At 65.9% G+C, this 24,444-nt stretch carries 19 protein-coding genes; 14 read left to right on the top strand and 5 right to left on the bottom strand.

Annotated features, from left to right (window positions below; all coding sequences use genetic code 11):
- Window positions 1-2 precede the first annotated feature (2 nt).
- A complete protein-coding gene (locus tag AC0X69_RS04305) occupies window positions 3-452 on the bottom strand; it encodes a hypothetical protein (protein ID WP_482611629.1) in 450 nt (149 codons plus the stop codon).
- A 139-nt stretch (window positions 453-591) separates the two neighbouring features.
- On the opposite strand from AC0X69_RS04305, the gene AC0X69_RS04300 reads away from it, so the two are divergent.
- The gene (locus tag AC0X69_RS04300) at window positions 592-1,353 is read left to right on the top strand and encodes a 16S rRNA (uracil(1498)-N(3))-methyltransferase (protein WP_482611627.1); all 762 of its coding nucleotides are present in this window, start codon (window positions 592-594) and stop codon (window positions 1,351-1,353) included.
- A 244-nt stretch (window positions 1,354-1,597) separates the two neighbouring features.
- Window positions 1,598-1,921: a hypothetical protein gene (locus AC0X69_RS04295; RefSeq protein ID WP_482611625.1), complete on the top strand. Its 324-nt coding sequence runs from the start codon at window positions 1,598-1,600 to the stop codon at window positions 1,919-1,921.
- A gap of 24 nt (window positions 1,922-1,945) precedes the next feature.
- Here AC0X69_RS04295 and AC0X69_RS04290 read toward each other — a convergent pair whose 3' ends face one another.
- A complete protein-coding gene (locus AC0X69_RS04290; RefSeq protein ID WP_482611623.1) occupies window positions 1,946-3,334 on the bottom strand; it encodes a glutamate--cysteine ligase in 1,389 nt (462 codons plus the stop codon).
- 222 nt (window positions 3,335-3,556) lie between these two features.
- Window positions 3,557-4,438: a DUF937 domain-containing protein gene (locus AC0X69_RS04285; protein WP_482611621.1), complete on the bottom strand. Its 882-nt coding sequence runs from the start codon at window positions 4,436-4,438 to the stop codon at window positions 3,557-3,559.
- A gap of 294 nt (window positions 4,439-4,732) precedes the next feature.
- On the opposite strand from AC0X69_RS04285, the gene ispH reads away from it, so the two are divergent.
- The 11 genes from ispH to AC0X69_RS04230 all read left to right on the top strand — a co-directional run bounded on the left by ispH (window position 4,733) and on the right by AC0X69_RS04230 (window position 14,656).
- Complete coding sequence (gene ispH, locus AC0X69_RS04280; protein ID WP_482611619.1) at window positions 4,733-5,701, top strand: 4-hydroxy-3-methylbut-2-enyl diphosphate reductase; 969 nt, start codon at window positions 4,733-4,735, stop codon at window positions 5,699-5,701.
- A 31-nt stretch (window positions 5,702-5,732) separates the two neighbouring features.
- Window positions 5,733-6,698 carry a homoserine kinase gene (gene thrB / locus AC0X69_RS04275; protein WP_482611617.1) on the top strand — a complete coding sequence of 322 codons (966 nt, stop codon included), beginning with the start codon at window positions 5,733-5,735 and terminating at the stop codon, window positions 6,696-6,698.
- Entirely contained in the window at window positions 6,695-7,171 is a 477-nt protein-coding gene (gene rnhA / locus AC0X69_RS04270) for a ribonuclease HI (RefSeq protein WP_482611615.1), read from the top strand. Before thrB ends, rnhA begins: the two co-directional genes overlap by 4 nt.
- Window positions 7,172-7,366: 195 nt before the next feature.
- Complete coding sequence (locus AC0X69_RS04265; RefSeq protein ID WP_482611613.1) at window positions 7,367-9,118, top strand: OmpA family protein; 1,752 nt, start codon at window positions 7,367-7,369, stop codon at window positions 9,116-9,118.
- A gap of 21 nt (window positions 9,119-9,139) precedes the next feature.
- Entirely contained in the window at window positions 9,140-9,913 is a 774-nt protein-coding gene (locus AC0X69_RS04260) for a helix-hairpin-helix domain-containing protein (RefSeq protein ID WP_482611611.1), read from the top strand.
- A 95-nt stretch (window positions 9,914-10,008) separates the two neighbouring features.
- Window positions 10,009-10,722, top strand: coding sequence for a pentapeptide repeat-containing protein (locus AC0X69_RS04255; protein ID WP_482613306.1), 714 nt, complete (start codon window positions 10,009-10,011; stop codon window positions 10,720-10,722).
- A complete protein-coding gene (locus AC0X69_RS04250; RefSeq protein WP_482611609.1) occupies window positions 10,719-11,642 on the top strand; it encodes an ROK family protein in 924 nt (307 codons plus the stop codon). The genes AC0X69_RS04255 and AC0X69_RS04250 overlap by 4 nt, the downstream gene beginning before the upstream one ends.
- A complete protein-coding gene (locus AC0X69_RS04245) occupies window positions 11,575-12,570 on the top strand; it encodes an NAD kinase (protein ID WP_482611607.1) in 996 nt (331 codons plus the stop codon). Before AC0X69_RS04250 ends, AC0X69_RS04245 begins: the two co-directional genes overlap by 68 nt.
- Entirely contained in the window at window positions 12,571-12,870 is a 300-nt protein-coding gene (locus tag AC0X69_RS04240) for a (2Fe-2S) ferredoxin domain-containing protein (RefSeq protein ID WP_482611605.1), read from the top strand.
- A 56-nt stretch (window positions 12,871-12,926) separates the two neighbouring features.
- Window positions 12,927-13,658, top strand: a complete 732-nt coding sequence (locus tag AC0X69_RS04235) for an aldolase/citrate lyase family protein (protein ID WP_482611603.1) — start codon at window positions 12,927-12,929, stop codon at window positions 13,656-13,658.
- Window positions 13,659-13,666: 8 nt separating this feature from the next.
- A complete protein-coding gene (locus tag AC0X69_RS04230) occupies window positions 13,667-14,656 on the top strand; it encodes an RgsD C-terminal domain-containing protein (RefSeq protein WP_482611601.1) in 990 nt (329 codons plus the stop codon).
- A 54-nt stretch (window positions 14,657-14,710) separates the two neighbouring features.
- Here AC0X69_RS04230 and AC0X69_RS04225 read toward each other — a convergent pair whose 3' ends face one another.
- Window positions 14,711-16,324, bottom strand: coding sequence for an outer membrane beta-barrel protein (locus AC0X69_RS04225; RefSeq protein ID WP_482611599.1), 1,614 nt, complete (start codon window positions 16,322-16,324; stop codon window positions 14,711-14,713).
- 355 nt (window positions 16,325-16,679) lie between these two features.
- On the opposite strand from AC0X69_RS04225, the gene AC0X69_RS04220 reads away from it, so the two are divergent.
- Window positions 16,680-18,233, top strand: a complete 1,554-nt coding sequence (locus tag AC0X69_RS04220; RefSeq protein WP_482611597.1) for an FAD-dependent oxidoreductase — start codon at window positions 16,680-16,682, stop codon at window positions 18,231-18,233.
- A 7-nt stretch (window positions 18,234-18,240) separates the two neighbouring features.
- Here the strand turns inward: AC0X69_RS04220 and AC0X69_RS04215 are convergent, their stop codons facing one another.
- A complete protein-coding gene (locus AC0X69_RS04215) occupies window positions 18,241-24,276 on the bottom strand; it encodes an apolipoprotein A-IV repeat region-like domain-containing protein (RefSeq protein WP_482611595.1) in 6,036 nt (2,011 codons plus the stop codon).
- Window positions 24,277-24,444: the final 168 nt, after the last annotated feature.

Genomic DNA, 24,444 nt, shown 5'->3' with positions numbered 1-24,444 from the left:
GCTCACAGCGGTCCGGCGGGCAACTTCGGGGGCGCCATCATGCCGCCGCCGGCGGCCGCCTGATCGCGCATTTCTTTCATCTTCGCCGCGGCCGCGCAGGCCTGCGAGGCGAAGCCCTGAGTTTTGCCGCGCGCTTCCTTGAAGCCCTCGACGACAGGGTCCGGAATGTTGCACCATTCCTTGTTCTTGGTGATGTAATTCATCATCTCGGTCTCGATGGCGACGAGACGTTTCGCGGCCGGGCAAGCTGATTCCGGATCCATCTTGCCTTTGCCCGCCTTGCCGAGATTGTTGAGCGCCTGGATTCCCGCCATGCGCTTTTCGGTGAGCTTCTGAAAGTCTTCCTGACAGCTTTGCGCATAGGCGCCGCCCGCGGCGACGAGCGTCGCCACGAGCGAAAGAAGCGAAAGTCGCGCGATAGCGCGAGGAAAAGCGACAGCGCCGATGATCATGTCTCTTGGTCCGCTCATCAGGCTTGCAGCATTACCAGCAGGCTTGCCGGCGACGCAAGTTTTGGCGAACCTGCGCGCAACAAAGCGGCGGCTTCATGGCAAGCGCGCGTTGCGCTCGCGTCTCCGCTGGGAACCGGTTGTGGGAACTTACGATTTTAATGCGCAGCGCCTGTTCGTTCGCGACGATCTTGCGCCGGGCGTGGAATTTGCGCCTTCAGCTGAGGCGGTGAACTATCTGCTCAATGTCCTGCGCATGCGCGAGGGCGCCGCAATACATTTGTTCAACGGCCGGGACGGCGAATTCCGCGCGACGCTCTTCGACGTTTCGCGCCGCGCCGCAAGATTGCGCGTCGCAGAGCGCCTGCGCGCCCAAACTCAACGCGCCGACCTCGATTATTGCTTCGCGCCCTTAAAACAGGCGCGGCTCGACTACATGGCGCAGAAGGCCACCGAGATGGGCGCCGGCCGGCTCGTGCCGGTGATCACGCATCGCACGCAAGTCCGCCGCGTCAATTCGCAGCGGCTCGAGTCCAATGTCATCGAAGCGGCCGAGCAATGCGGCGTGCTGGCCGTGCCCGGCGTCGAAGCGGCCGTCGAATTGCTGGACTTTCTGGCGCGTTGGCCTGCCGGGCGGCTCCTCATTTTTTGCGATGAACACGCGGCGCTCGCCAATCCCTTGGACGCGCTCGCCGGCCGCACGGCGCAAGATGGCGTCAGCCTGCTCATCGGACCGGAAGGCGGCTTTGACGACGCCGAAAGGGCGGCTATCGCCCGTTTGCCCAATGTGGCGCGTCTCTCGCTCGGACCTCGCGTGCTGCGCGCCGACACCGCCGCGGTGGCGGCCCTGGCGATCGTACAGGCCGCGATTGGCGACTGGCGGCCGCCGCCGACGATCGTCTAAACCAAAAATAAATAAACGGAAAATAAAGGGTAGTGATCAAGAGCGGTCGGCCGGCGCGGCCCGCAGGCTTAAACGACACGATCCTGCCACGATGTTTGGCTCTAGTTGGGTTCCGCGGAACGAAGCTCGCTTCGAGGCGAGGGCCCCGTCTCCGCCAGCGTAACGACGGCGTATTGTCGGGATTGCAAGACTCCTGAAATCTCGTGCGACCCGCGCGAATTTTCGGAAGTGAGGCAAAGGACTCATGACCCTAGACATCATTAGCCGCGGCGACCGTCAGTTTTCGGCGCTCATTTTCGGCGTGATCGCCCTCACGGGGTTCACCGTTGCGCCGGCGCGCGCTGACAATGTCAGCCAATGCGCGCGTTACGGCGCCGATTATGTCGCGGTTGCAGGGTCCAACGGCTGCGTGCGGCTTGGCGGGCACGTTCGCGTCACGATGCCGCGAACGCCGATCGCCCCCATGGGCTACGCCGAAATGCACCGTGACGGCATGCAGCATGCCGCGGCGCGCTCCGCGCTGCCGCCGATGGCGCCCTTCGGGCTGCACGACCTTTTCCCGCGCTGAAGTCCGCTACGGTATTCAAACGGCCTAAAGCGGTAGAACGCCGTCGGTGAAGGCGTCGTCGACGGATCGTCCCCACGCGCCGTAATAGGCGTCCAGGCGCTGCTGCGCCAAGGTGCGCCCGTCCTCCAGAATAGCTTCCAGCGGCGCAAGGAAAACGGTCTCGTCGCGTCCCTGCGCGTCACGGCGCGCGCGCCTTCGTAGTCCGTCCCTCGCCAGCGCAAGCACGTCGCGCCCGACGTCGCGCAGCGTGCGGCCGCCGATATTCGCGTCGAGCGCCAGCGCGGGGACATTGTCGCGCAGCGCCTGCCGGGCCGCCGCGCTCCATTCCTTGGTGAGTTCGCGCGCTTGATCGAGCGCCCCAGCGTCGTAGAGCAGACCGGCGCAAAGCGCCGGAAGGGCGGTGAAATGGGCGCGGGGGCCGGCGTCCGCGCCGCGCATTTCGAGATAGGTCTTTAATCTCACCTCCGGGAAAATCGTCGAGAGGTGATTGGCCCAGTCGGACATTGTGGCGCGCTCGCCTGGCAGTTGCTGAAGGCGGCCATCCATCAGGTCGCGAAAGCTCGCGCCCGCCACATTGTGATAGACGTCGCCGCGCTTGACGAAATACATCGGCACGTCGAGCGCGTAGTCGACATAGCGTTCGAAGCCGAAACCCTCTTCGAAGGCGAAAGGCAGCATGCCCGTGCGGTCGGGATCGGTGTCGAGCCAGATGTAAGAGCGTTGCGACAGCCGGCCGGTGGGCGCGCCGTCGAGAAATGGCGAGTTGGCGAACATCGCCGTGATCAGGGGCTGCAAGGCGAGGCCGACCCGCATTTTCTGCACCATGTCGGCTTCGTCGACGAAGTCGACGTTGACCTGAACGGTTGCGGTGCGAAACATCATGTCGAGCCCGAGCGCGCCGACCTTCGGCATATAGGCCTGCATGATGGCGTAGCGCTGCTTGGGCATCGCCGGCGTCTGCGCCCGCGACCATTTCGGACTGCAGCCGAGATCGAGGAAGCGTATGCCGAGCGCCCGCGCGACGGGCGCGAGCGCTGCAAAATGCGCGTCGAGTTCGTCATGGGTGGCGTGAACGTCGGCCAGCGGCGCCCCGGAGAGTTCGAATTGTCCGCCGGGTTCGAGCGAGATCGCGCCGCCGCCATCGGGTTCGTAGAGGCCGATCAGGGCGTCGCGGTCGAGGATGGGCGCCCAGCCCAGCGCGTCGCCCAGGCCCTCGAGCAGCGCCTGCACGCCGCCGCGGCCGGCGGAGCCCTCGTAAGGAACCGGCGCATTATCGGCGGCATAGAAAGGGATCTTCTCGTGTTCCGTGCCGATCCGCAGCGGAGCGCCGCCGGTCTTGCAGCCGGCCTCCAGCCACTCGACCAACATGTTGCGCGACGTGATCGGCGTCGTGTCGGATACGTCGCGAGCCATCTACAGGAAATTGTCCGTGTTAGAGGAGGAGCGCGATTGCGGCGCGGACGCGCCTCGCGCCATCGAGGAATCGCGCCGATGGATTGCAGGAAAGCGGGCGCGGCGCAAGCCTCCAGCTCCGCCGGCGAAACGCGCGCGGCGACCCAAAGAGCGTCGTTCTTTCTAAAGACTTGGCGCCCGCCTCACCGAACCGAGGCGACCGCCGGCATTTTTGTCCGCCTTTTAGCGCTTGCCGAACATCTGGCCGATGATGCTCTCGAAGTCCGAGCGTGGGCCGGGGCTTCCGCCAGCGCCGCCGCGTCCGACTTGCAGCGTCTTTTTGATTTCTTCAATCGCCTGTTGGATTGAAGCCTCATCCATCCCCTCGGGTAGTCCCGAGGAGCTCCTGTCGGATTGATAGCCGCCGCCAAGCGGGCCTTCCTGCGGACCGCCCATCGGACCCCCCATCGGACCCCCCATCGGTCCTCCGCCGTAAGGATCTGGCTGGCGCCGCCCGCCGCCGCCAAGCAGCGATCCCAATATCGATCCGAGGATGCCGCCGAGCGGACCCATCCCTCCGCCACGCGGCGCCGGCATTGGTTCAGGTTCGCGCTGCGGCGCGCGCCCGCCGCCCAGCATCTGTTCCAGAATGGAGCCGAGCGCCCCGGAATTGACAAGCTGACCGAGCACGCCCCCGAGCCCCTGATTGCTCACATTCTTGAACAATCCGCCGATGAGCACGGAGGCCAGTACGGGCAATAATTGCGAAAGAATGTCCGAGCGCAGTCCCGACTCTCGGGCGGCGACCTGCACGACCCGTCCGGCCGCCGCCGGAGAGCCGAAGAGATCGTCGAGCAGCTGCCGCGATTGAGCGACATTTTCCGTGTCGTGCGCGGCGCTGGGCTCGTAGAAGGCGGCGGCGCGCCCAGGCGACGCAATATCGCCCAGGAGCCGTTCGAAAAGCGCGGGCTCTTCGGCGGCGTTGCTCAGGCCGACTTCGAGCGCGGGCGTCAGCGCCTTGATCGCGCTGTCCATCTGTTCGTCGGTGAGTCCAAAGCGCTGAGCCAGATTGGCGACCAATTGGCCGCCTTGCGCCGACTGCAAAATCTCGTCGAGATACGACATGCGCGCAGCTCCGTTCACGGGGCCTAGACCGTGCCCCGCCTCATCGTGTCACAGTCTGGCGGCGACGCCAATCGGTGGCCGGGGCGGAAACCAATCGGCGGCGTCCGGCGTTTGCAACGCATTGGCCGGGCTCGCGGATGCGGATTTCACTGTTGAGCGGCGCCGCTCCAGGCGGCTTGACAGCGTGACGCATGCGCGACATTGCTTGCCGGCATTCAGCCGGGCTCTCCGGATGGCCGCGTTTGGCGCTTGTGCGATTCGCCGCCTCGCGCCGCCTATGCCAAAGGCGCGAAGATGAACGTTCACCCAAGGCCCACGAAGCCGCCGCTCAAGATACTCCTCTGCTCGCCGCGGGGGTTTTGCGCCGGCGTCGTGCGCGCGATCGACGCCGTCGAGAGGGCGCTGGCCAAGTTCGGCCCGCCCGTCTACGTGCGGCATGAGATCGTGCACAATCGCTACGTCGTCGAGTCGCTGAAGGCCAAGGGCGCGATCTTCGTCGAGGAGCTCGACGAGATCCCGAATACGAACGCGCCGGTGATTTTTTCCGCGCATGGCGTCGCAAAGGAGGTTTCGGCCGCGGCGGCCGGGCGCGGGCTTCTCGCCATCGACGCGACCTGTCCGCTGGTCACCAAAGTGCATCGCGAGGCGGAAATTCATTGGCGGCGCGGCCGACGGGTGTTGCTCGTCGGACATTCCGGCCATCCCGAGGTGGTCGGCACAATGGGACAGCTGCCGGAGGGCGCGGTGGTGTTGGTCGAATCCGTGGAGGACATCGATCGACTCCAATTCGACGATGAGACCAATCTCGCCTATGTGACGCAAACGACTCTGTCGCTCGACGATTCACGGGAGATCGTCAGCGCGCTGATGCAGCGCTTTCCGAAGATCATCGGCCCGCACAAGGAAGACATCTGCTATGCGACGACGAACCGCCAGGCCGCGGTCAAAGAAGTCGCGCCGCATGTCGACGCCGTGATCGTCGTCGGCTCGCCGAATTCATCGAATTCGCAGCGGCTGCGCGAAGTCGCCGAGCGCGCCGGCGCGCCGGCGCAGCTCGTGCAGGGCCGGGGCGAGATCGATTGGGAGATTTTCGGCAGCATTTCGTCGCTCGGCATCACGGCCGGCGCGTCCGCGCCCGAGGTTCTGGTCGAGGAGATCATGGACGCGTTCGCGGAGCGTTACGACATCATCGTCGAAACCATCTCCAGCGCCGACGAGAACGTCTCCTTCCCTCTGCCCAAGGAGCTGCGGGCGATCGCCTGAGGGCGCAGCCTGCAGTGAACGGTCGGCGCTCATGGCCGTCTATACGCTGGTCGACGACGAGGAGCTGATCGCTTTTCTCGCGACATATGATCTCGGGCGATTGCTGTCCTGCAAGGGCATCGCGGAGGGCGTCGAAAACTCCAACTATTATCTCCATACGGAGGCCGGCAGCTTCATCCTCACGCTTTACGAGAAGCGCGTCGCCGAAGCCGATCTGCCATTCTTCCTGAACCTCATGGAGCATCTCGCGGCGCGGGGCGTGACCTGCCCGCTGCCGGTGAAAAATCGCGCCGGCGCGGCGCTGGGACGTCTGGCGGGCCGGCCGGCCGTCATCGTCACCTTTCTCGACGGCTATTCCGTCCATCATCCCGACACCGCGCATTGCGCCGCGCTCGGCGCGGCTCTGGCGCAACTGCATCTCGCCGGGGCCGATTTCGCGCAGCGCCGCCGCAACGCTCTTTCGGTGGAGGGATGGCGGCCGCTCTTTGGAACCTGCGCGTCGCGGGCTGAGGAAGTCGCGGCGGGACTGGGCGCGCTCATTGCGGCGGAGCTCGATCATCTGGAGCGGGACTGGCCGCGCGATCTGCCGAGCGGCGTGATTCACGCCGATCTCTTCCCCGATAACGTCTTCTTTCTCGGCGAGCGCATCTCGGGGCTGATCGACTTCTATTTCGCCTGCACCGACGCCTACGCCTACGATCTGGCGATCTGCCTCAATGCATGGTGCTTCGACGCCGAGCATCGCTATCAGCCGGAGAAGGGCGCCGCGCTGCTCGACGCCTATCAGCGCCTGCGACCGCTTTCGGGCGCCGAAATCGCGGCCTTTCCGACGCTCGCGCGCGGCGCCGCAATGCGATTTCTGCTGACGCGCTATGTCGACTGGCTCAACGTGCCGCCAGGCGCGCTCGTGCGGCCCAAGGATCCTCGCGAATATCTCGCGAAACTGCGCTTTCACCAGCTGGCCGCTGACGCGCGCGTCTACGGCCTCGCGTCATGACGCGCGGCGTCGAGATCTGGACGGACGGCGCGTGCTCGGGAAATCCCGGGCCCGGCGGCTGGGGCGCGATCTTACGTTTTGGCGACCGCGAGAAAGAGATCAACGGCGGCGAGCCGCTCACCACGAATAATCGGATGGAGCTGCTGGCGGCGATCATGGCGCTCGAAACGCTGACGCGGCCTTGCGCCGTGGACCTCCATACCGATTCGCAATATTTGCGCGACGGAGTCACGTCGTGGATCGCCGGATGGAAGGCGCGCGGCTGGCGCACCGCCGATCGGAAACCCGTAAAGAACGTGGACCTGTGGCAAAGGCTGGAAGCCGCAGCCGAGCGGCACGACGTCGAATGGCATTGGGTCAGGGGCCATTCGGGCCACGACATGAACGAGCGCGCCGACGAACTGGCGCGCGCGGGCATGGCGCCCTTCATCCCCGGCAGACCGCCTGGAGCGGCGCGCGCCCCTTCGAAATAGTCTTGTCGAAGCGCGAACGAACCCTATCTCAAAACCAACCAGGACTCTTCTTCGCCTCCGGGGAGCGCGGCGCCGCCGCGTTCCCCGTTTTTGCGTCGGCCATCATATTGACATGTCGCCGCGCAAAGGAACCATGTGCGTCAAGAGTATGCGCGTCTTCGCTGATTCTCTCTTCGATGGGGGGCAAAGACGTCTATGCACCTTCCAAAAAAATGGTGGATTGGGCTGCCGGTCCTTTTGGGACTTGCCTATTTCGCGCAGGAGTCGCTGACGCCTCGCATCGAAGACGATCTGCGCGTTGCGGTTTCTTCCCGCGTCGCACAGTCGCCTGACGCGATTGACAGAGCGGAAGTGCGCGTCGCCGGCCGCGATATTGTGCTTGCCGGCATTTCGCTTTCGCCTGATGTGAAAGCCCGCCTTCTTACGGCGCTGGGCGTTGAAACGCCTGCGCGGCGCGTCATCGACGCCACGCGGCCGCTCTCTCGCGCGACGCCCTTCGTGCTGCGACTCGAGCGCCGCGGCGACAGGGCGACGATCACAGGCAATGTTCCGCCGACTGGCGCGCGCGACAGGTTGCGCGCAGAGATCGCAGCCTTAGGCCTGGAAGTGACGGACTCCGCCGCCTATGCCGACGGCGCGCCGCAATCCTTCGCCGAACTGGCTTCTTTCGCCGTGCGTCGTCTCGCGGAACTCGACCCCGCGACGACGACGATTACTGATGCGACCCTGGCGGTCTCAGGCGAAGCGCGCAGCGCGGCCGATTATGAAAAGACGCTTGCGGCGCTCAAGGCGCCGCCGTTCGGCGAGACCGGCGTAAAGGCCGACGTTTCGCCGCCGCGCGTTTCTCCTTACGTGTTCTCAGCCGCGCTGCGCGACGGCGTCATCAGCCTGTCCGGACACTTGCCGAGCGACGACCTGCGCAAAGAGGTCGTCGCCATGGCGGCGAGCGCGGGCGCAGGCGCCGCGGTCAGCGACGCGACGCAGCTTGGCGCCGGGGCGCCGTCCGGAGATTTTTCCGGCGCTGTCGCTTTCGCTGTCGGCGAACTCGGCAAATTGTCGCAAGGCAAGGTCGCCGTGTCAGACGGCAAGATCATCATCGAAGGGCAGGGACGCGAGAACGTATTGAGCGATACGATCCAGGCCGACGCGAAAGCGCGATTGCCTTCCGGGTTCGAGATTGCGCGCCTCGACGTCGCGGCGGGCGCGATTTCGCCTTACCTGTTCACCGCGCAGCGCGCCGGAGGAGACGTCACGCTCAGCGGCTATGCGCCTGATGAGACCGTTCGTCATCGCCTCGTCGAAACAGCGCGTCGAAATTTCTTCGACGCGAAAGTCATCGATCGGCTTGTCGTCGCGAAGGGCGCGCCGCAGAACTTCGCGGAAGCGACGGATCGTTCGCTTGCGGCGCTTGCACGGCTCGACGAAGGCAAGCTCGCGATCAGCGATTCGCATGTTGCGCTCGCGGGCGTCGCCCGTCATCAGAGCGCGCGCTCGGACATCGGGGCCGCGTTCGCCGAAGCGCTTCCACAAAACTTCCACGGCGATGCGCAGCTCTCGACGCGCATTGTCGGCTCGCCGCTCGACGCCGCCCAATGCGGCGCCGCCCTGTCCGAACTCCTCGCCAAATCGCCGGTGGCTTTCGCGCCCGACGATTCGACGATCGCTCCGGAATCATCGCCTCTCCTCGATGCGATCGCCGCGACGGCGCTGCGCTGCCAGGGCGCAACGCTCGAAGTCGCGGCGCATACGGATAACGTCGGCATTGCGGAAGTGAATCTCGGGCGCAGCAAGCTTCGCGCGCAGGCGGTGGTCGACCGCCTGCTAAAGGCTGGAATCGATCCGTTCAAAATCAGCGCGGCGGGCTACGGCGGCGAGCGCCCGATCGCGCCCAACGACAACGACGAGAACCGCGCGCGCAATCGCCGCGTCGAAATCGTCGTCAAGTAACGCCAGAGAAGGAGAGGGCGGATGTCTTATTTGCTGACGCTCGGCTGGCCGTGGTTCGCCGCCGCTTGCGCGCTGGGCGCTTTGATCGGTTATCTCACGACCTCGCCAGCGAAGGACGCCCCAGCGGCGCCCGGCTGGAACATCATCGCGATTGTGGTGGCGCTGGCCGTCGGCGCAGCCGCTTCATGGCTCGGACTGCTTGAAGGCCGCGTTGCGCTGATGGTGGACATATCGCTGATATCGGCGGTCGCCTATCTCGTCGGCCTGCCGGTCGGCGGCGTGCTCAAGACCACTCAGTCGGCTGCCCCCGCTCATGCCGTGAAGCGGCCGATGGTCGTGCTGCGCGGCGTCGCGAGCGAAGTCTGCGAACCCATCATCGCGCCGTCGCCTGATACGCAAGAGGCGAGCGCCGCGGATGCGGCGCCCACGCAGGCGAGCGTCGAGCCGGCGCTGGAGGCGGCGGCGTCAGCCGCGAAGGCGTTAAGCGAAAAGGCCGCGCAAATGCGCGCCGCCAACGGCAAGGCGGCGGCTGGCGAACGTCCTTCCATGCTGACGGCGCCGCGTAGCGGCGCGCCGGATGATCTCGCGAAAATCAAGGGGGTCGGGCCGAAGAGCGTCGAGAAGCTGCACGCGCTCGGCGTTTTCCACTATGATCAGATCGCCGCTTGGAGCGACGACAACGTCAAGTGGATCGAATCGTCGATCGGCGCGGCGGGGCGGGTGAAGCGCAACGGCTGGGTCGCGCAGGCGCAAGCGCTGAGCGGCGACGCCGATCGGAGCGCCGACGCGGCGTAGCGTGGAAGAGGGATGCGTTCGTGCGTATTGGAGTTCTGAGTTTCGCCGTCTTCTGCGCAACGTCGCTCGTTGCTCAAGGTCCCCGCGCGCAGGACATGCTGCAGGGCGTCGATCTTGCGCAACCGGCGTATTCCAAGGCTGAACTGACGCGCGGCGACGTCGAGGCGGCGCTGCAGCACCGGGAAAGCGGACATAAGGTCGATCTTTCGGAGAAGAGCCTCAACGGGCTCGATCTTTCGGGGCTCGATCTGCACGGCGTCGATTTTCGCGCCGCCCGCATGAACAAGACGTCGCTTGCCGGCGCGCGGCTCGATGACGCGATCCTCGATCAGGCCTGGCTCATCGAAGCGGACCTTACCGGCGCATCGCTGAAGGGCGCGCACGCTTTCGCTTCGCAAATGCAGCGCATGCGGGCCGACGGCGCTGATTTTGCGCATGCGCGGCTCGCCGGGGATCTGACCGGCGCCTCGGCGCGCGGCGCCAATTTCAGCGAGGCCGATCTTTCCGCCGACATGAAGAACCAGTCGATGGGATTGATGCACGCGGTACTGCGCTCGGCCGTGCTGGAGGGCGCGCGCTTTCACAAGGCGAATCTTGCGAGCGCCGATCTCCGTTTCGCGCGCGCGGCGGGCGCGGATTTCTCCAACGCCAATCTGCAGGGCGCCGACGCGGCCGGCGCGGATTTGACCGGCGCGAACTGGACGGGCGCGAAGATCGCTGGCCTCGACCTCGATTCGGCGCAGATCGACAAAGCCGCTGGCGCCGCGCTCTCCGGCGCGCAGAACATCGATCGCGCCCGCGTGAAATGACGCGCGACGCAATCCGCATCGGCGTCGATCTCGGCGGCACGAAGATCGAGGCGATCGCGCTTGGCGCCGCGGGCGAGACGCTGGCGCGCCGCCGCATCGCGACGCCCGCGCATGATTACGCGGCGATCGTCGACGCCGTCGCGACGCTCGTCTGCGAGATCGAATCCGAGACGGGCCGGCGCGGGCTTGTGGGGGTCGGCGCGCCGGGCGCGATTTCGACCCACACCGGACTCGTGAAAAACTCCAACACCGCCGTCATCAACGGCAAGCCGCTCGACGTCGATCTCGCGCACGCGCTCGCACATCCGGTGCGCGTCGCCAATGACGCCAATTGTTTCGCGCTGTCGGAGGCGATCGACGGCGCCGGCCGCGGCGCCGGCGTGGTGTTCGGCGTCATTCTTGGCACCGGGGTCGGCGGCGGCGTCATCGTCAACGGCAAGATTCTCGAGGGACGCAATCGCGTCGCCGGCGAATGGGGCCATGCGCCGCTGCCGTGGATGACGGCGGACGAACATCCGGGCGAACCCTGTTTTTGCGGCCATCGCGGCTGCATCGAGACGTTCCTGTGCGGCGCGGGGCTTTCGCGGGACTATCAGAAGCGCTCGGGCGAGCGGCGGCTCGCCGCCGAAATCGCCGCAATGGCCGAAGCCGGGGACGCCAGCGCGCGCGAAAGCGTCGAGCGCTACCGGGATCGTCTGGCGCGGGCGCTTGCGATGGTCGTCGACCTCATCGATCCCGACGTGATCGTGCTCGGCGGCGGGCTGTCGAACATCTCGCAGCTCTACGAAGGGCTCGCGGCGCGCGTGGGGGAGAGCGCCTTTACCGACGCCTTCGACACGAAGATCCTGCCGAATGCGCATGGCGATTCAGGCGGGGTGCGCGGCGCGGCTTGGCTGTGGGGTCCCGGGGAGACCGGCTGAGCGGGGGGCGCGGCGACTGGCGAAGGCGCTCGCACGCGCTTGCGTCGGCGCCGTTTTCTCCAGCTTCACAACGGTGTATGCGAAAAGATCGCGGCGGCTGCGGGCGAACGCGAGGGGAGTTGCGATGGGCGCCGCGGGTGACCAACAACAAAGCGGCAAGACGCCTTGCGCCAAGCTGGCCTTTCTCGCGTCGGGCGCGCCCGAGGCGGAGGACGCGCGTCTGCGGCTCGTGGAGAAATACGGCGAGTGCCCGCCCGAAGAGGCGGATTGCATCGTGGCCCTCGGGGGCGATGGGCTGATGCTGCGCACGCTGCATCGCTTCATGGACACCGGCAAGCCGATCTACGGCATGAACCGCGGCTCCGTCGGCTTTCTGATGAACCAGTATCGCGAGACAGGTCTGCGCAAGCGGATCGCCGAAGCGAAGCCGTCGATCGTTCATCCGCTGCTGATGCAGGCCGTCAATGTGCGCGGCGACGAATTCTCGGCGCACGCGATCAATGAGGTCTCGCTGCTGCGCCAGACCTCGCAGATCGCGAAGCTGCGCATTCTGGTCAATGGGCAGGAGCGCATGCCGGAGCTCATCACCGACGGCGTTCTGGTGTCGACGCCCGCGGGCTCCACCGCCTATAATCTCTCCGCTAACGGCCCGATCCTGCCGCTCGACGCGCCGCTGATGGCGCTGACGCCCATTTCCGCCTTCCGTCCGCGCCGCTGGCATGGCGCGCTGCTGCCGGACGCGGCCAAGGTGCGCATCGAAGTTCTCGAAGCGGCGAAGCGACCCGTCTCCGTCGTCGCCGACCATGACGAATTTCGTGATCTCGCTTATGTGGATGTCGAGATGGATCACGCCACGAGCCTGATCCTGCTCCACGACCCCGGCCATTCGCTCGAGGAGCGAATCCTGCGCGAGCAGTTCGGATATTGAATGCCTGGCTCCAAGATCAAACCTTTTCGCCGCCACGTCTTCGTCTGCGTCAACAAGCGCGACGGCAAACCGGCGTGCGAGGATCACGGCGCGAAGAAGGCGCTCGACAAGGCCAAGGAGGCGGTGAAGGCGCTGCCTTACGCCAAGCGCGAGGGCGTGCGCCTGTCGCAGTCGGGCTGTCTCGGCCAATGCGAGCACGGGCCTGTCGCGGTCGTCTATCCTGGCGGAAAGTGGATCAGCTATTCGTCGGCCGACGAACTGGTCCGCTTCGTCCTGGAGGCGGTCGAAGCGGAGGACTGATCAGCGGCGAGACATGGTAGAAGTTGGGCGGAGTTCCTGATGCTACGCTCAAACACATGCGCTCCTGTTTGATCCTTGGCTCGGATGCCGACGATGAGGGTGTCGCGGCGGCGCTGGGTAGCGGCGCCGATGCGCTGTTGTTTCGGCTCGGGCCTTGCGTCGAGGGCGACGCGCGACGCCGCGCCCGCGAACGCGCCTGCGCGCTGATCGGCGCGGCGCGCGCAAAGGCCGGGGCGCCGAAGCTCTTCGTCGAAGTCGCGCCTGTCGGAAACGCTCTCATCGAGGCCGACCTCGACGCGCTGTTCGGTCCCGGACCGGACGGCGTCTTTCTTCCGTCCTGCGACGGCGCCGCCGGCCTGCAGCGTCTGGCGGTGAAGCTCGCCGTGCGCGAGGCGCAGGCTGGCGTCTCGGACGGCGCGACCAGAATCGGCGCCTTTGTGGGCGGCGATCCTGCCGGCGTTCTGGCCCTGCCATCCACGGCCGGCGCCTCGCCGCGGCTCACGGCGCTGGCCTTCGACGAAGCTGGATTGCGCGCGGCGCTCGGTCTCCCCCAGCCGAGCGGCGCCGCCGTCGCATTTGCGCGCGCGGCGGTCATTCTTGCGGCGGCGGCGGCGGGCGTTGCGGCGCTCGCGCCGCCGGTTCCGGCAGGCGAAGAGGCGGCCTATGCGGCAGCGGGCCGCGCGGACGGCTTTACAGGCGCGATCGCCGTGCAACCGGCGCAGATCGGGTCCATTCACGAAATGTTCCCGGCCGCCGAGAATCGACAAAGAGCTCGATCGTCGGCATAGACAGATCGATGAAAAAAGTCCGACTGGACGCGCTAGGCCTCATCGCCGCGGCGACGCTCGCCGCCGCGCCTCTGCCGCAGCCGGCGCAAGCGCAGCAACAGCCGCCACGCCACCCCCATCCCTCGCATGGCGCGGGCGAAGTGGGACCGGCCGCCCCCTCCGCCGAGAGGCTGTCGACGCTGCGTCTGAGCGCCGCCCTCGCCGCCAACGACCCGCAGCCGGTTCGTTCGGGCGTCGTCTGGCGCGTCTTCGAAGAGAGCGCCCAACAGGATGGCTCGCATAAACTCGTGGCGGAGTCCGACGAAGCGGCTCCGGCGCTGTCGCTGCCGGACGGCGCCTATATCGTCCACGCCGCCTATGGGCTCGCCGGCGTCACGCGCCGCGTCGGGATAGAGGGGAGCAATGTTTCCGAACGGCTCGTTCTCAACGCAGGCGGGCTGAAGCTCATCGACAAGCTGGGCGACGCGCAGATTCCGCCGCAGCGGCTGTCGATTTCGATCTATGTGCCGGAGCGCGGCAATTCCGAAGCGAAGCTCATCCTCTCCAACGCCAAGTCGGACGACGTGATCTGCCTTCCCGAAGGCGCCTATCACGTGGTGTCCACCCTGCTCGATACGGGACAGGGCGCTCAGGGGGGCGCCAATCAAACGAACTCCGTCGTTACGGCGGATTTGAAAATCCCAGCGGGAAAGCTGATCGAGGCGACGCTGCGCCATCGCGCGGCGACCATGACCTTAAAGCTCGTCAAGCAGCCGGGCGGCGAGGCGCTCGCCAATACGAGCTTCTCGGTGCTCACCCCTGGCGGCGACGTCATTCGCGAGCTGATCGGCGCTTTCCCTTCGCTTGTGCTCGCGGAGGGCGAATATGTCGCCATCGCGCGTCACGAGGGCAAAACCTATCAAGGAACTTTCCGCGTGCAGTCGACCAAGGACTCGGACGTCGAAATTCTTATGCGCGATCAGCCGCGCAATCACGCCAGCGACGAGCATCCGCAATAAAAAGCCGCCCGGCGTACCGGGCGGCTTGCTTGGGACGCGCTTGAAAACCGCGTCTCAGAGGATCGAGAAGGGCACGATCACGTCCATATTGAACATGCCCTGCGAGGAGCTCAGGCCGTTGCGGCCGAAGAAGGGCGCCGTGCCATTGACCGAGGTATCCCAGCGCAACTCCGGCCGAATGATCAGGCCAGTAATATACGGCATCTTCGGTAGTTCCGGGGTGATCGTCGCGCCGAGCGTGAAGGCGAGATAGCTCGTGCCCGAATAGACCGGCCTGTTGGCGTAAAGGCCCGTCGCTAGGTTCTGGCTGATGCAGGACGGGCACCAGAAGCCGTGCGCCAGATTGACCGCGTCGAAATAGCCAGGGTAGGCGGCGACGAAGAAGTTGTTGTTGTCGCGGAAGAATTCGGCGCGCGCGTTGACCTTGAGGAGATCGTTGACCTTGTAGGACGCGTATTGCGCAATGCCGAAGGCGCGGGCGCCCATCGGGAAGGCCGGCGCCGTGCCCCAGAAGCCAGTGCCGGTGATGGCGTTGGCCGCGCCCCAGGCTTTTTGTGGCAGGCCGAAGGAGCTATTGTTCCATCCGCTTTCCAGCATGAAGCTGATGTCGGTGATGAACGTCAGATCCTCGGTCGCCTTCCAGGTCGTCGTGAGATTGTTGAACGAACGGATGGCGGTGTTCACGTTGCAGGCGCAGAGGCCGGGCGCGCCGAAGCCGCCCTGATTGAACGGCCAGCCGGCGGTGAGCACGTTCGGCCAGCCTGTCGGCAGGAATGGAAAGCCAGCGGCGAAGCCGACCGGCCAGCCGACGCCGAGCGGATCGGTCTGCCGCTGGTTCTCGGGACCCGTGTGGGTGATCGCCATAATGGTCAGATTGCCGTCGAGCAGGTTGAAGCCGAGGCCGCCATGGAACGACGCCGCGGCGTTGTTGTCGCCGGGCCATCCAAGGCTCGTGTTCACGCCGCTGGTCACACCGGTGTAGACGTCGAGCCAGGGCTTGACGTGGGTGGTGACCATCGCGCCGGTGTGGAAGAACGGCCCGAAGTTGAAGATGTAGGAGTGGCTGTAGAACAGGTTGTCCTTGGCCGGGATGACTTCCGCGCCATTGTAGGTGACGAACATGCCGAGCTTGACGTCGACGCCGCCCTCGCTGATCGGGCTAACCCACGGAAGATGCGCGAGAACATTCGCTTCGATCGGTCCGATCTGCGTGCGGGTGCGCATCGCGTAATCGAGAATGCCGAGGTAGTGGTTGTAGCGCATGTCCTCGCCGATCATGCCCTGAAACTTGAAGCCGAAGTCGTAGCCTTCGGCCTTAGGGTCGAGCGGACGCTGCACCGTCAAGAGGGCGCCATTGAACGTCGGCCAGTTGGCGCGGTCCGTATAGAGATGGCCCCAGTTCAGCTTGTTGAACGGCTGGTTGAAGTTCAGGGCGATGCCGCCTTCGAGATAGCCGTCGATCGTCAGCGTATCGATCCAGGCCGGCGGCGGCACGGCCGGGCCCTTAACCACCTTGGCCTTCGCCGGCTTTGCCGCCGGCGGCGGCGCGGCTTGGTTCTCTTCAATGAGAGTCGGATCGACCTCCATCAGCTTCGACTGAGCGTGAACGCTCGTGATGCTGGCTGCCAGAGACAGAGCAGCCGCGGTGGAGAGATAGTACCACTTCATTGTTTGGAACTCCGTCTGGAGGCGAGATCTGATTGATATCACTCGCGACCCGCGCTTCGTTCAAGCCCAAGGTCCACGCATCTGCCCATTTGTTAGGCAAAACGGGCCCTGAGGAAAAATTGTTCTAATTAGTGTGGCGGCAATGCCACAATTTTCGATGGCGCCAGCGGTCTGCAGCTGATGTCGCCGGCGCTGCAGCTGTCCGAAACGAGACAAAAATGTTCGTTTTCCACCGAATCAGCCTCGCTTCTCTGAGCGGCCGAGGCTTGTCTATCGGCGGGCGTCGCCCTTCTTAATAAGCGTGGCAATAGATGATCGCACAGAATGCGCGGCAAGAACGAAACGGGAGAGCGACATGGCGGAAGAGGGGCGTAATCAACCTGAGGGCCCCGATTTCGCGCAGGGCGTCGCTCCCGGAGAGGTCTCGGAAGGACGCCCGCTCCTCGGCCACGTGGCCGGGGAAGAGGCCGTCATGGCGCGACAGGGCGACGAATTTTTCGTGATCGGCGCCCACTGCACGCATTATCACGGGCCATTGGCCGAAGGGCTCGTGGTCGGCGGCTCGATTCGGTGTCCCTGGCATCACGCCTGTTTCAGTTTGCGCAGCGGGCGCGCGTTGCGCGCCCCGGCGTTTGATCCGCTGCCGCGGTGGCGGGTCGAGCAGGTCGACGGAAAGGTGTTTGCGCGCGAGCGGCTTCCAGCCGCAGCGCCGGCGAGTCGTAAGGGCGCCGTTCAGCCGCGCAACGTCGTCATCGTGGGCGGCGGCGCCGCCGGTTTCGCCGCGGCGCAGATGCTCAGGGCCGAGGGCTTCGACGGCGTTCTGGAGGTCATCAGCGCCGATTCGGCCGAGCCCTATGACCGGCCGAATCTCTCCAAGGACTATCTGGCCGGAACCGCGCAGCCGGAGTGGCTGCCGTTGCGCGATCCGGCCTGGTATCGAGACAATGGCGTTCAACTGCGGCTGGGACAGCGGGTCGAGTCGCTCGAACCGGCGGCCAAGCGCCTGACCCTCGCCGACGGGGCGGCGCTATCCTACGACGCGTTGCTTCTCTCCACGGGCGCGTTCCCCGTGAAGCTTCCCATTCCGGGCGCCGAACGAAGTCACGTCCATTATCTGCGCTCTCTCGCCGACGCCGACCGTCTCATCGCGGCCTGCGCGGGCGCGCGGCGCGTGGCGATCATCGGCGCGAGCTTCATCGGACTTGAAGTGGCGGCGTCGCTGCGCGCCAGAGACCTCGAGGTGCGCGTCATTGCGCCCGAGGCGATCCCAATGGCGCGAATTCTCGGGCCCGAAATCGGCGCGCATGTGAAACGGCTGCACGAAAGCCCCGGCGTCGTGTTCCACCTGGAGGACACGGCGACCGAAATCGGCGAACGCTCGCTTCAACTGAAAAGCGGCGCCGCTTTGGACGCCGATCTCGTCGTGATCGGCGTCGGCGTCAGGCCGGATCTTTCGCTGGCCCAGTCCGCGGGGCTCGCCGTGGACCGCGGCGTGCTCGTCGACGAATATCTGCAGACGAGCGCGCCCGACATTTACGCGGCCGGCGATATCGCGGCATGGCCCGACAAGATCACAGGCGAGCGGATTCGCGTCGAGCATTGGGTGGTCGCGGAACGTCAGGGTCAGACGGCCGCCCGCAATATTCTAGGCCGCAGGGAAAAATTCGACGCCGCGCCCTTCTTCTGGAGTCAGCATTACGACCAGGCGATTTCCTATATCGGGCATGCCGCGTCATGGGACCGGGTCGAGATCTCGGGCGATCCGGCGGCCGCCGATTGCGCCGTGTCCTACTTCAAGGGCGACAGGCTGCTGGCTGTCGCGACCATCGGCCGCGACCTCGACAATCTGCGCGCCGAAGCCGCGCTTGAAGCGCGCATCGGCGCCGAGCCGCCTGAGGCGATCGAATGAGCCCAGCCTATTCGAAGCGTCCCGAGGCGTGGCAGAGCATCGTGTAAACTTTGCCGGCGTCGCCCGTTAGCAGATCAAGCGCCTTTGAGCCGTCGCGATCGCCGCGGCTCGTTTCGACGAGCAGATCCTCGAAGTGCTTGATGTAGTGATCGGCGGTCGCGCGAAAATCCTGATCGGCGCGCCAGCGGCGCCGGATTTCCTCGAAGGTCTGATGGCCCTGCGCCGTGTAGAGACGGCGGCCGAACAGTCCGCCCTTCTCGCCGCGCTGATAACGGCGCCACAGCTCCGCCACGGCGGCGTTGTCGACCATCCGTGCGATGTCGAGCGTCAGGCTGTCGAGCGCGCCTGCATTGGCCAACGACCGCGCGGCGGGCGGCGGTTGCGGCGCGGCGTCATCAAAGGAGGCGCGCGCAAGCAAATCGCTCAGCCATCCGCCATGCGGCTCGCGCTTACCCTCTGAGGGGCCACTGGGGGCGAAGCGCGCCGCCGGCGTTTCCGTGCGCGTCGCCTGATCAGCGATGGTCTGGCGGAGCAGGGGGGCGCTTTGTTCGGCGATGTCATAGACTTGGCCCGAGCGCGCGACGATGTCGGTCAGCTCGTTCAGCGCCTTCACCTGATCCCCGACGACCCGCCGTAGCGCGGCCGCCTGTTCCGCCGTTTCACGCGGCAGCTCGGTCGCGCCGCGGCGCACCTCTTCGCGCGTCTCCTCAATCTCGCGATGGATTTCTCGCGCGAGTCCGCGAATCTCGTTTGTCGCGGCTTCGAATTTCGAGCGTGCATCTTGGAACAGATGCGTGATCTCCTCATTCGTCTGCCACAAGGCGCCGCGAAGCGCCTCGGACGTCTGCTCGCGTTCGCCTTCCGCAGAGGCGCGCACCGCCGCGAAGCGCGCCTCGATCAGATCGGCGGTCTGCCGCGAGGTTTCGCTCAGCGCGCCGCCGAGGTCGCGCGAACGCGCTTCGATCGAGCGGAACGAGCGATCCATCAACTCGCTCAATCGGGTCATGGCGCTTTCATATTCGGCGCGCTGGCCCTCAATGAGCGCTCCCAGTTCTTCGAGCGAGCGTCGACGGGCGGCCATTACAGCGTCGAGCGCTTCCTGGCTCTGCGCCAGTTTTTCCGCGCTCTGCGCAAGCGTGTGCTGCCTTTCGTCGAGCGCGTCGACGATGGAGGCGGCGTCGCGCATCGTGTCCCCGGCCACTGCGGTGACGTGGCCAATTTGGGTCGAGGCCTCGTTCAGCGCGCCGTGGAATTCGGCGAGACGCTTGCCGAGCTCTTGTTCGAGCGCAAACAGATTTCCGCCGGCCCCGTCGATGGCCGCATGAAGCGAGGCGTTGGTCTGGCCGAGCGAATCCAGCAGGGTGGGCAGCTCGGCGCGGATTTTTTCATTCGTCTCCACCAGAGTGGCGATCGAGGTCTGCGCGCTGGTCTCCAATGTCAGCGCCAGCGCCTCGCGGGAAGCATCGAGCGCATCCGCCAGTTCATCGCGCTTGACGTCGAGGCGCGAGACAAGGGCGGCGCTGCTGCTTTCGACGGCGCTCGTCACCATGTCGCCGATGGTCGTCAATTCTTGAGCGACCGCCCCGCCGCGCTCGTCGAGCACCGACTGCATTTGCGCGAGACGCGCATCGAGCGCGCCGCTGATCTCGGCGATGCGTTGCGCGAGCGACTGGCCGAGATCGCCGGCCTGCGCATGCAGCGTCGTATCAAATTCATGCCGCGCGCCGGCCAGAATGTCTTTGATGTCCTGCAGCCGGGCGCTGATCGTGTCCACGACCAGCCGACCTCTTTCGTCGATCTCCGACGAAACGGCGCCGAGCCGGCTGACGACATTCGTCTCGAAAAGCTCGATGCGGCTGTCGAGGGTCGACTCGAGCTCCTTGGCCTGGCCGCCGAGCGTCTCGTTGATCTCCTCGGTCCTTGACGCCAATGTCTGCGCGAGTTCGCTGGAGCGCGACAGCATCACCCAGTCGACGTCTTTGATCTTGGCGTCGAGGGCCTGCATGACCTGACGGCCGCCGTCCTCCATCACGCGCGCAACTTCGGCCGCATGTTTGGAGAGCGCCTCCTGCAGCATCTGGCCGCCGACGCCGAGGCCAGCGTCAACGCGTCCAACCAGCTCATCGATGCGGTCAGCCGCTTCCGTCGTGCGGGCGTTGGCGACGCTCTCGAAGGCTTCGATCTTGTTCGCCATCGTCGACGCAATGTCGATCGCGCGCGCGCCAAGCCTTTCCACGAGATGGCCGCCCTTGCTCTCGATCGTGTCGTCGATGGCGGCCAGTCTGGCGTCGATCTCGTCGGCGAAATGCCGGGAATTGTCTCCAATGCGGGCGTTATAGTGCTCGACCTGCGCCGAGAGCCGCTCGACCAGGGCGCCGCCCTGCATGCGGATGGTTTCATCGAGCGACTGCAGCCGGTCGTCGATCTGATGCGTGATCTCCTGGGCTTGCGCGTCGAGCCGGGCGGCCGCGTCCGCCGTCCGCGTCGCCAGGCCGTCCACAAGCTGCGTTCCCTGGCCGCCGATCACGTCTTCGACGACGGCGAAGCGTTGCGCGAGTTCCTCGCTAAGCCGGGCGGCGTGCGCGCCCACCCGGTCGGCGAGTTCGCCGCCCTCGCGCAGCAACGCATTTTCGAACTGCGTCAGCTGCTCGCCGAGCGTCTGCGCGATTCGCTGGCCATGGTCGGCCAGCGACGCCACCACTTCCTTGCTGTCAGCCAGCACGGCGTTCTCGAAGGAGCCGATCCGATCGTTCAACAATTCATGCAGCCGCTCGCCCTGGGTGGCGATCGCCAGCACGGCGTCGCTCGCCGTATTCGCGAAGCGCTCCTGCATCGTCGAGGCGTTCTCGGCAAGCGCCGACGAGGCGTCGGCGACGCTCTGGCGAAGCCTGTCGCGCAACGCCGCGCCATGCGCATCGAATTCCTGCAGCGCCAGCTCGCGCGTCGTCTCCATCGTCTTGGCGACGAGCATGCCGGCCGTCTCAAGCGCGTTGAGCCGCTCGCCGAGCAATTCATCGACGCGCGTCGCATGTTCGCCGACGACCGACGCCACGCTTTCGCTATGCCGCTTGACGGCGTTTTCGAAGGCGCCAAGCTTTTCAGCAAGGCCGAGTTCGGCGCTGTTCGCATGCGCCTGCAGGCGCTGTGCGATCTCGCCGCCCTGACGCACGAGCACGTCCTCAATCGCGCCGAGACTCTGCGTGACAGCCTCATTGACCTGTCCGCTGTTGCGGGCCACGCTGTCTTCAAACGCGGAGAGCTTTTCGCCAAGTTCGGCGGCGGCGCGTTCGGTGCGGGCCGCGACCCGGGCGGCCAATTCTTCGCCCTGACGCGAGACCACGTCCTCGAACGTCGAGAGGCCCTCCGAAAACGCCGCCGTGGCGCGTTCGCCATGTTCGCTGACGCGGTGGGCGATCTCCTCGCTGTGGCGCGTGACGGCGTCTCCGAAAGCGGCGAGCTGCGCCGAGAGGGTCGATGCGGCGCGTTCGCCGCGCTCGCCGACGCGCTCGGCGATCTCATCGGCGTGCCGGATGACGGCCTCTTCGAAGGCGGCGAGTTGTGTCGAGAGCGTCGATGTCGCGCGTTCGCCCTGTTCGCCTACGCGCTGCGCGATCTGTTCTCCATGTCGCGCGACCGCGTCTTCAAACGAGGCCAGCTGAGCGGCGAGCGTCGACGTTGCGCGCTCGCTCTGTTCAGTGACGCGAACGGCGATGTCGTCGCTGTGGCGCACGACCGATTCCTCGAATGCGGCGAGCTGCGACGAAAGCGTCGACGTCGCGCGTTCGCCATGTTCGCTGACGCGATCCGCGATGTCCTCGCTGTGCCGCGCGACCGTCTCCTCGAAGGCTGCGAGCTGGGATGCGATCGTCGACGTCGCGCGCCCGCCGTGCTCATTGACGCGCGCGGCGACCTCGTCGCTGTGCTGCGTGATCGCTTCCTCGAAGGCGGCGAGTTGCGCCGACAATGTCGCGGTCGTGCGCTCGCTCTGGTCATTGACCCGTTCGGCGATTTCGTCGCTGCGGCGATTGACTGATTCTTCGAACGCGGCAAGCTGTGTGGAGAGCGCCGACGCGGCGCGATCACTGTGCGCGCCGACGCTCTGCGCGATTTCCCCGCTGCGCAGCGCAACCGCCGTTTCGAAAGCAGCGAGCTGCGTCGCGACGACGGTCGCGGCCCGCTCGCTATGCTCGGCGACGCGCGATGCGACTTCTTCTCCGTGGCGCGCGAAGGCGTCTTCGAAAGCCGTGAGCCCATCCGAAATGACGGAGCTGACGCGGTCGCCGTGTTCGGCGACGCGCATGGCGGCTTCCGAGCTGTTGCGCACGACGGCGTCCTCGAAGGCGGCAAGTCGCTCGGCGAGATTGCTCTCGATCTGAAGCCCGCGTTCGGCGATCCTATCCGCAACTTCGCCGCCGCGGCCGAGCACGGTCTGTTCGAAGGCCTCGAAATTGCCGGCGAGCGTTTCATTGACCCGATCGCCATGCAAGCCGATGGCCGACACCGCTTCGCTGGCGACCGCGACGAAACGCGCCTGCAGGGCGTCGACCTGCTCGACAAGCGCCGCCGAACTCTGATTCATGCTGCGCGAGATTGCGTCGTGAAGCGCTTGGCCGCGCAACTCGAATTCATTCTGCGCCTTGTGATGCGTGTCTTCGAGCAGACCGACGATTCGGGTTTCCGCGGTTTCGAACGTCGTCTTTGCGTTTTCGACATGTTCGGAGACGCGCGCGGTGAGCCGTTCCTGAGTTTCTGCGAGCGACCGCTCGAAGGCTCCGCCCTGCGTTTCGATGGTTTCGCGAATGGCGCCGCCGGTCTCGGCGAGTTGCGCGATGATCCGTTCGCCCTGGTTGCCGACGGCGTCCGAGAAACTCGCGCCGATCGCCTCAAACCGCTCAAGCATATCGCCGCCGCGCGCGCCGAAATCGGCTGTGATCGCTTCGCCGGTCGCGTTGAGCTTGAGGCCGACTTCCTCGACTCCCTCGGCGAAACGGCGGCTGACGTTGTCGCTCGCGCTGGTCACTTTCTGCGCGACTTCATCGCCGGTCTGACTGAGAGTGAACAGCACCCTTTCGCCATGACTCGCCAGAGTCGACTCGAAGGCGTCTCCCGCCTCCTCAAGCGCGAGGCGGATTTCTTCGCCTTTGGAGCCGAGAGAGGAGGCGACGCGGGCGCCAGCCTGGCTCACTGCTTCCGCGAGATGGACGGACGTCGTGGCGAGCTCCTGGGAAAGCATTTCGCGCGCGCCAAAGAGCGCCGTCCTGGCGTTGTCGGCGTTGACGACGATGGCCTCGCGCTCGCGCGTCAGCTCGTCGATGAGCAGTCGAATACGGCGTTCGTTCTCGGTGTAGGAGCGTTCGAGGTTGGTGACCTCGGTGCGCACGATCACTTCGAGTTCGCCGGCGCGCGCCAGCGCGCGCTCGATGCCGTCGCCCATCGAGGCGGCTTCGCGCCGAATCGCCTGCGAGAGCGAGACGACCTGTTCGGTCGCGACCGTTTCCGGCTCGATCAGCCGGATGGCCACTTCAGTCATGGAGTTGGCGATCAGGCGCATCTCATGCGCCCGGCGGGCCATCAGGCCCGTGAGGAAGAGAAAGACGAGCGGCGCCATCAGCGCCGCGAGCGTCAGGACCGGCTTCGGCGCGAGCATCGAGCCGTCCGCGTCGAGAATTTCCCCCTGGTGGAAATATACGTACAAGGCCCAGCAGGCGGCCCACAACGCCATGCAGGCGAAGGTGAGCGCCATGATCGATCCGTTGGGCTTGATCTGCAGCGCCTGCCGCAATTCGCCGACCGTGCGGCGATCGTCGTTGGCGGGCGCGAAGGCGGGCGCGATCGCTCCCTGCTGCGGCTGAACACGGTTCAGTTGTTCGCCGTAAGCGCTCCCCGACCTGCGCTGGTCTCCAGCATGGGCGGCCGGGCCGGATCGGCTGTGCGCCTCATCCGCAGCCTCTGCGGCGTCTGGCATGGCGCCGATATCGAGCGCCTCCTCGATCGCCGTCAGAGCGGCGGACGCCGCGTCCTGGATCTTTCCCGATGTCGCCATTCGCCCTCTCCAGTCGGCGCAGACGCATGACGTCTGGCCGATTTCACGGCCCGCCGCCTGGCGACCGCCGGTGAATAAAGATTAACCAAACTTTACAGCCCATCCCGGGCAATTGAAACATGCGCTCGGGGCGTATCGGGAAACTTCGTTAACGCTCCCTTCAGGATC

Source organism: Methylocystis sp. Uni0008 (assembly GCF_056838045.1).
This window is presented reverse-complemented; position numbering and strand designations above follow the sequence as displayed.

Bases quoted from the DNA above. Each gene is read 5' to 3' on its own strand.
- AC0X69_RS04305 (WP_482611629.1), bottom strand. From the start codon at position 452: ATGATCATCGGCGCTGTCGCTTTTCCTCGCGCTATCGCGCGACTTTCG.
- AC0X69_RS04295 (WP_482611625.1), top strand. From the start codon at position 1,598: ATGACCCTAGACATCATTAGCCGCGGCGACCGTCAGTTTTCGGCGCTC.
- AC0X69_RS04290 (WP_482611623.1), bottom strand. From the start codon at position 3,334: ATGGCTCGCGACGTATCCGACACGACGCCGATCACGTCGCGCAACATG.
- AC0X69_RS04285 (WP_482611621.1), bottom strand. From the start codon at position 4,438: ATGTCGTATCTCGACGAGATTTTGCAGTCGGCGCAAGGCGGCCAATTG.
- ispH (WP_482611619.1), top strand. From the start codon at position 4,733: ATGAACGTTCACCCAAGGCCCACGAAGCCGCCGCTCAAGATACTCCTC.
- thrB (WP_482611617.1), top strand. From the start codon at position 5,733: ATGGCCGTCTATACGCTGGTCGACGACGAGGAGCTGATCGCTTTTCTC.
- rnhA (WP_482611615.1), top strand. From the start codon at position 6,695: ATGACGCGCGGCGTCGAGATCTGGACGGACGGCGCGTGCTCGGGAAAT.
- AC0X69_RS04265 (WP_482611613.1), top strand. From the start codon at position 7,367: ATGCACCTTCCAAAAAAATGGTGGATTGGGCTGCCGGTCCTTTTGGGA.
- AC0X69_RS04260 (WP_482611611.1), top strand. From the start codon at position 9,140: ATGTCTTATTTGCTGACGCTCGGCTGGCCGTGGTTCGCCGCCGCTTGC.
- AC0X69_RS04255 (WP_482613306.1), top strand. From the start codon at position 10,009: ATGCTGCAGGGCGTCGATCTTGCGCAACCGGCGTATTCCAAGGCTGAA.
- AC0X69_RS04250 (WP_482611609.1), top strand. From the start codon at position 10,719: ATGACGCGCGACGCAATCCGCATCGGCGTCGATCTCGGCGGCACGAAG.
- AC0X69_RS04245 (WP_482611607.1), top strand. From the start codon at position 11,575: ATGCGCATGGCGATTCAGGCGGGGTGCGCGGCGCGGCTTGGCTGTGGG.
- AC0X69_RS04240 (WP_482611605.1), top strand. From the start codon at position 12,571: ATGCCTGGCTCCAAGATCAAACCTTTTCGCCGCCACGTCTTCGTCTGC.
- AC0X69_RS04235 (WP_482611603.1), top strand. From the start codon at position 12,927: ATGCGCTCCTGTTTGATCCTTGGCTCGGATGCCGACGATGAGGGTGTC.
- AC0X69_RS04230 (WP_482611601.1), top strand. From the start codon at position 13,667: ATGAAAAAAGTCCGACTGGACGCGCTAGGCCTCATCGCCGCGGCGACG.
- AC0X69_RS04225 (WP_482611599.1), bottom strand. From the start codon at position 16,324: ATGAAGTGGTACTATCTCTCCACCGCGGCTGCTCTGTCTCTGGCAGCC.
- AC0X69_RS04220 (WP_482611597.1), top strand. From the start codon at position 16,680: ATGGCGGAAGAGGGGCGTAATCAACCTGAGGGCCCCGATTTCGCGCAG.
- AC0X69_RS04215 (WP_482611595.1), bottom strand. From the start codon at position 24,276: ATGGCGACATCGGGAAAGATCCAGGACGCGGCGTCCGCCGCTCTGACG.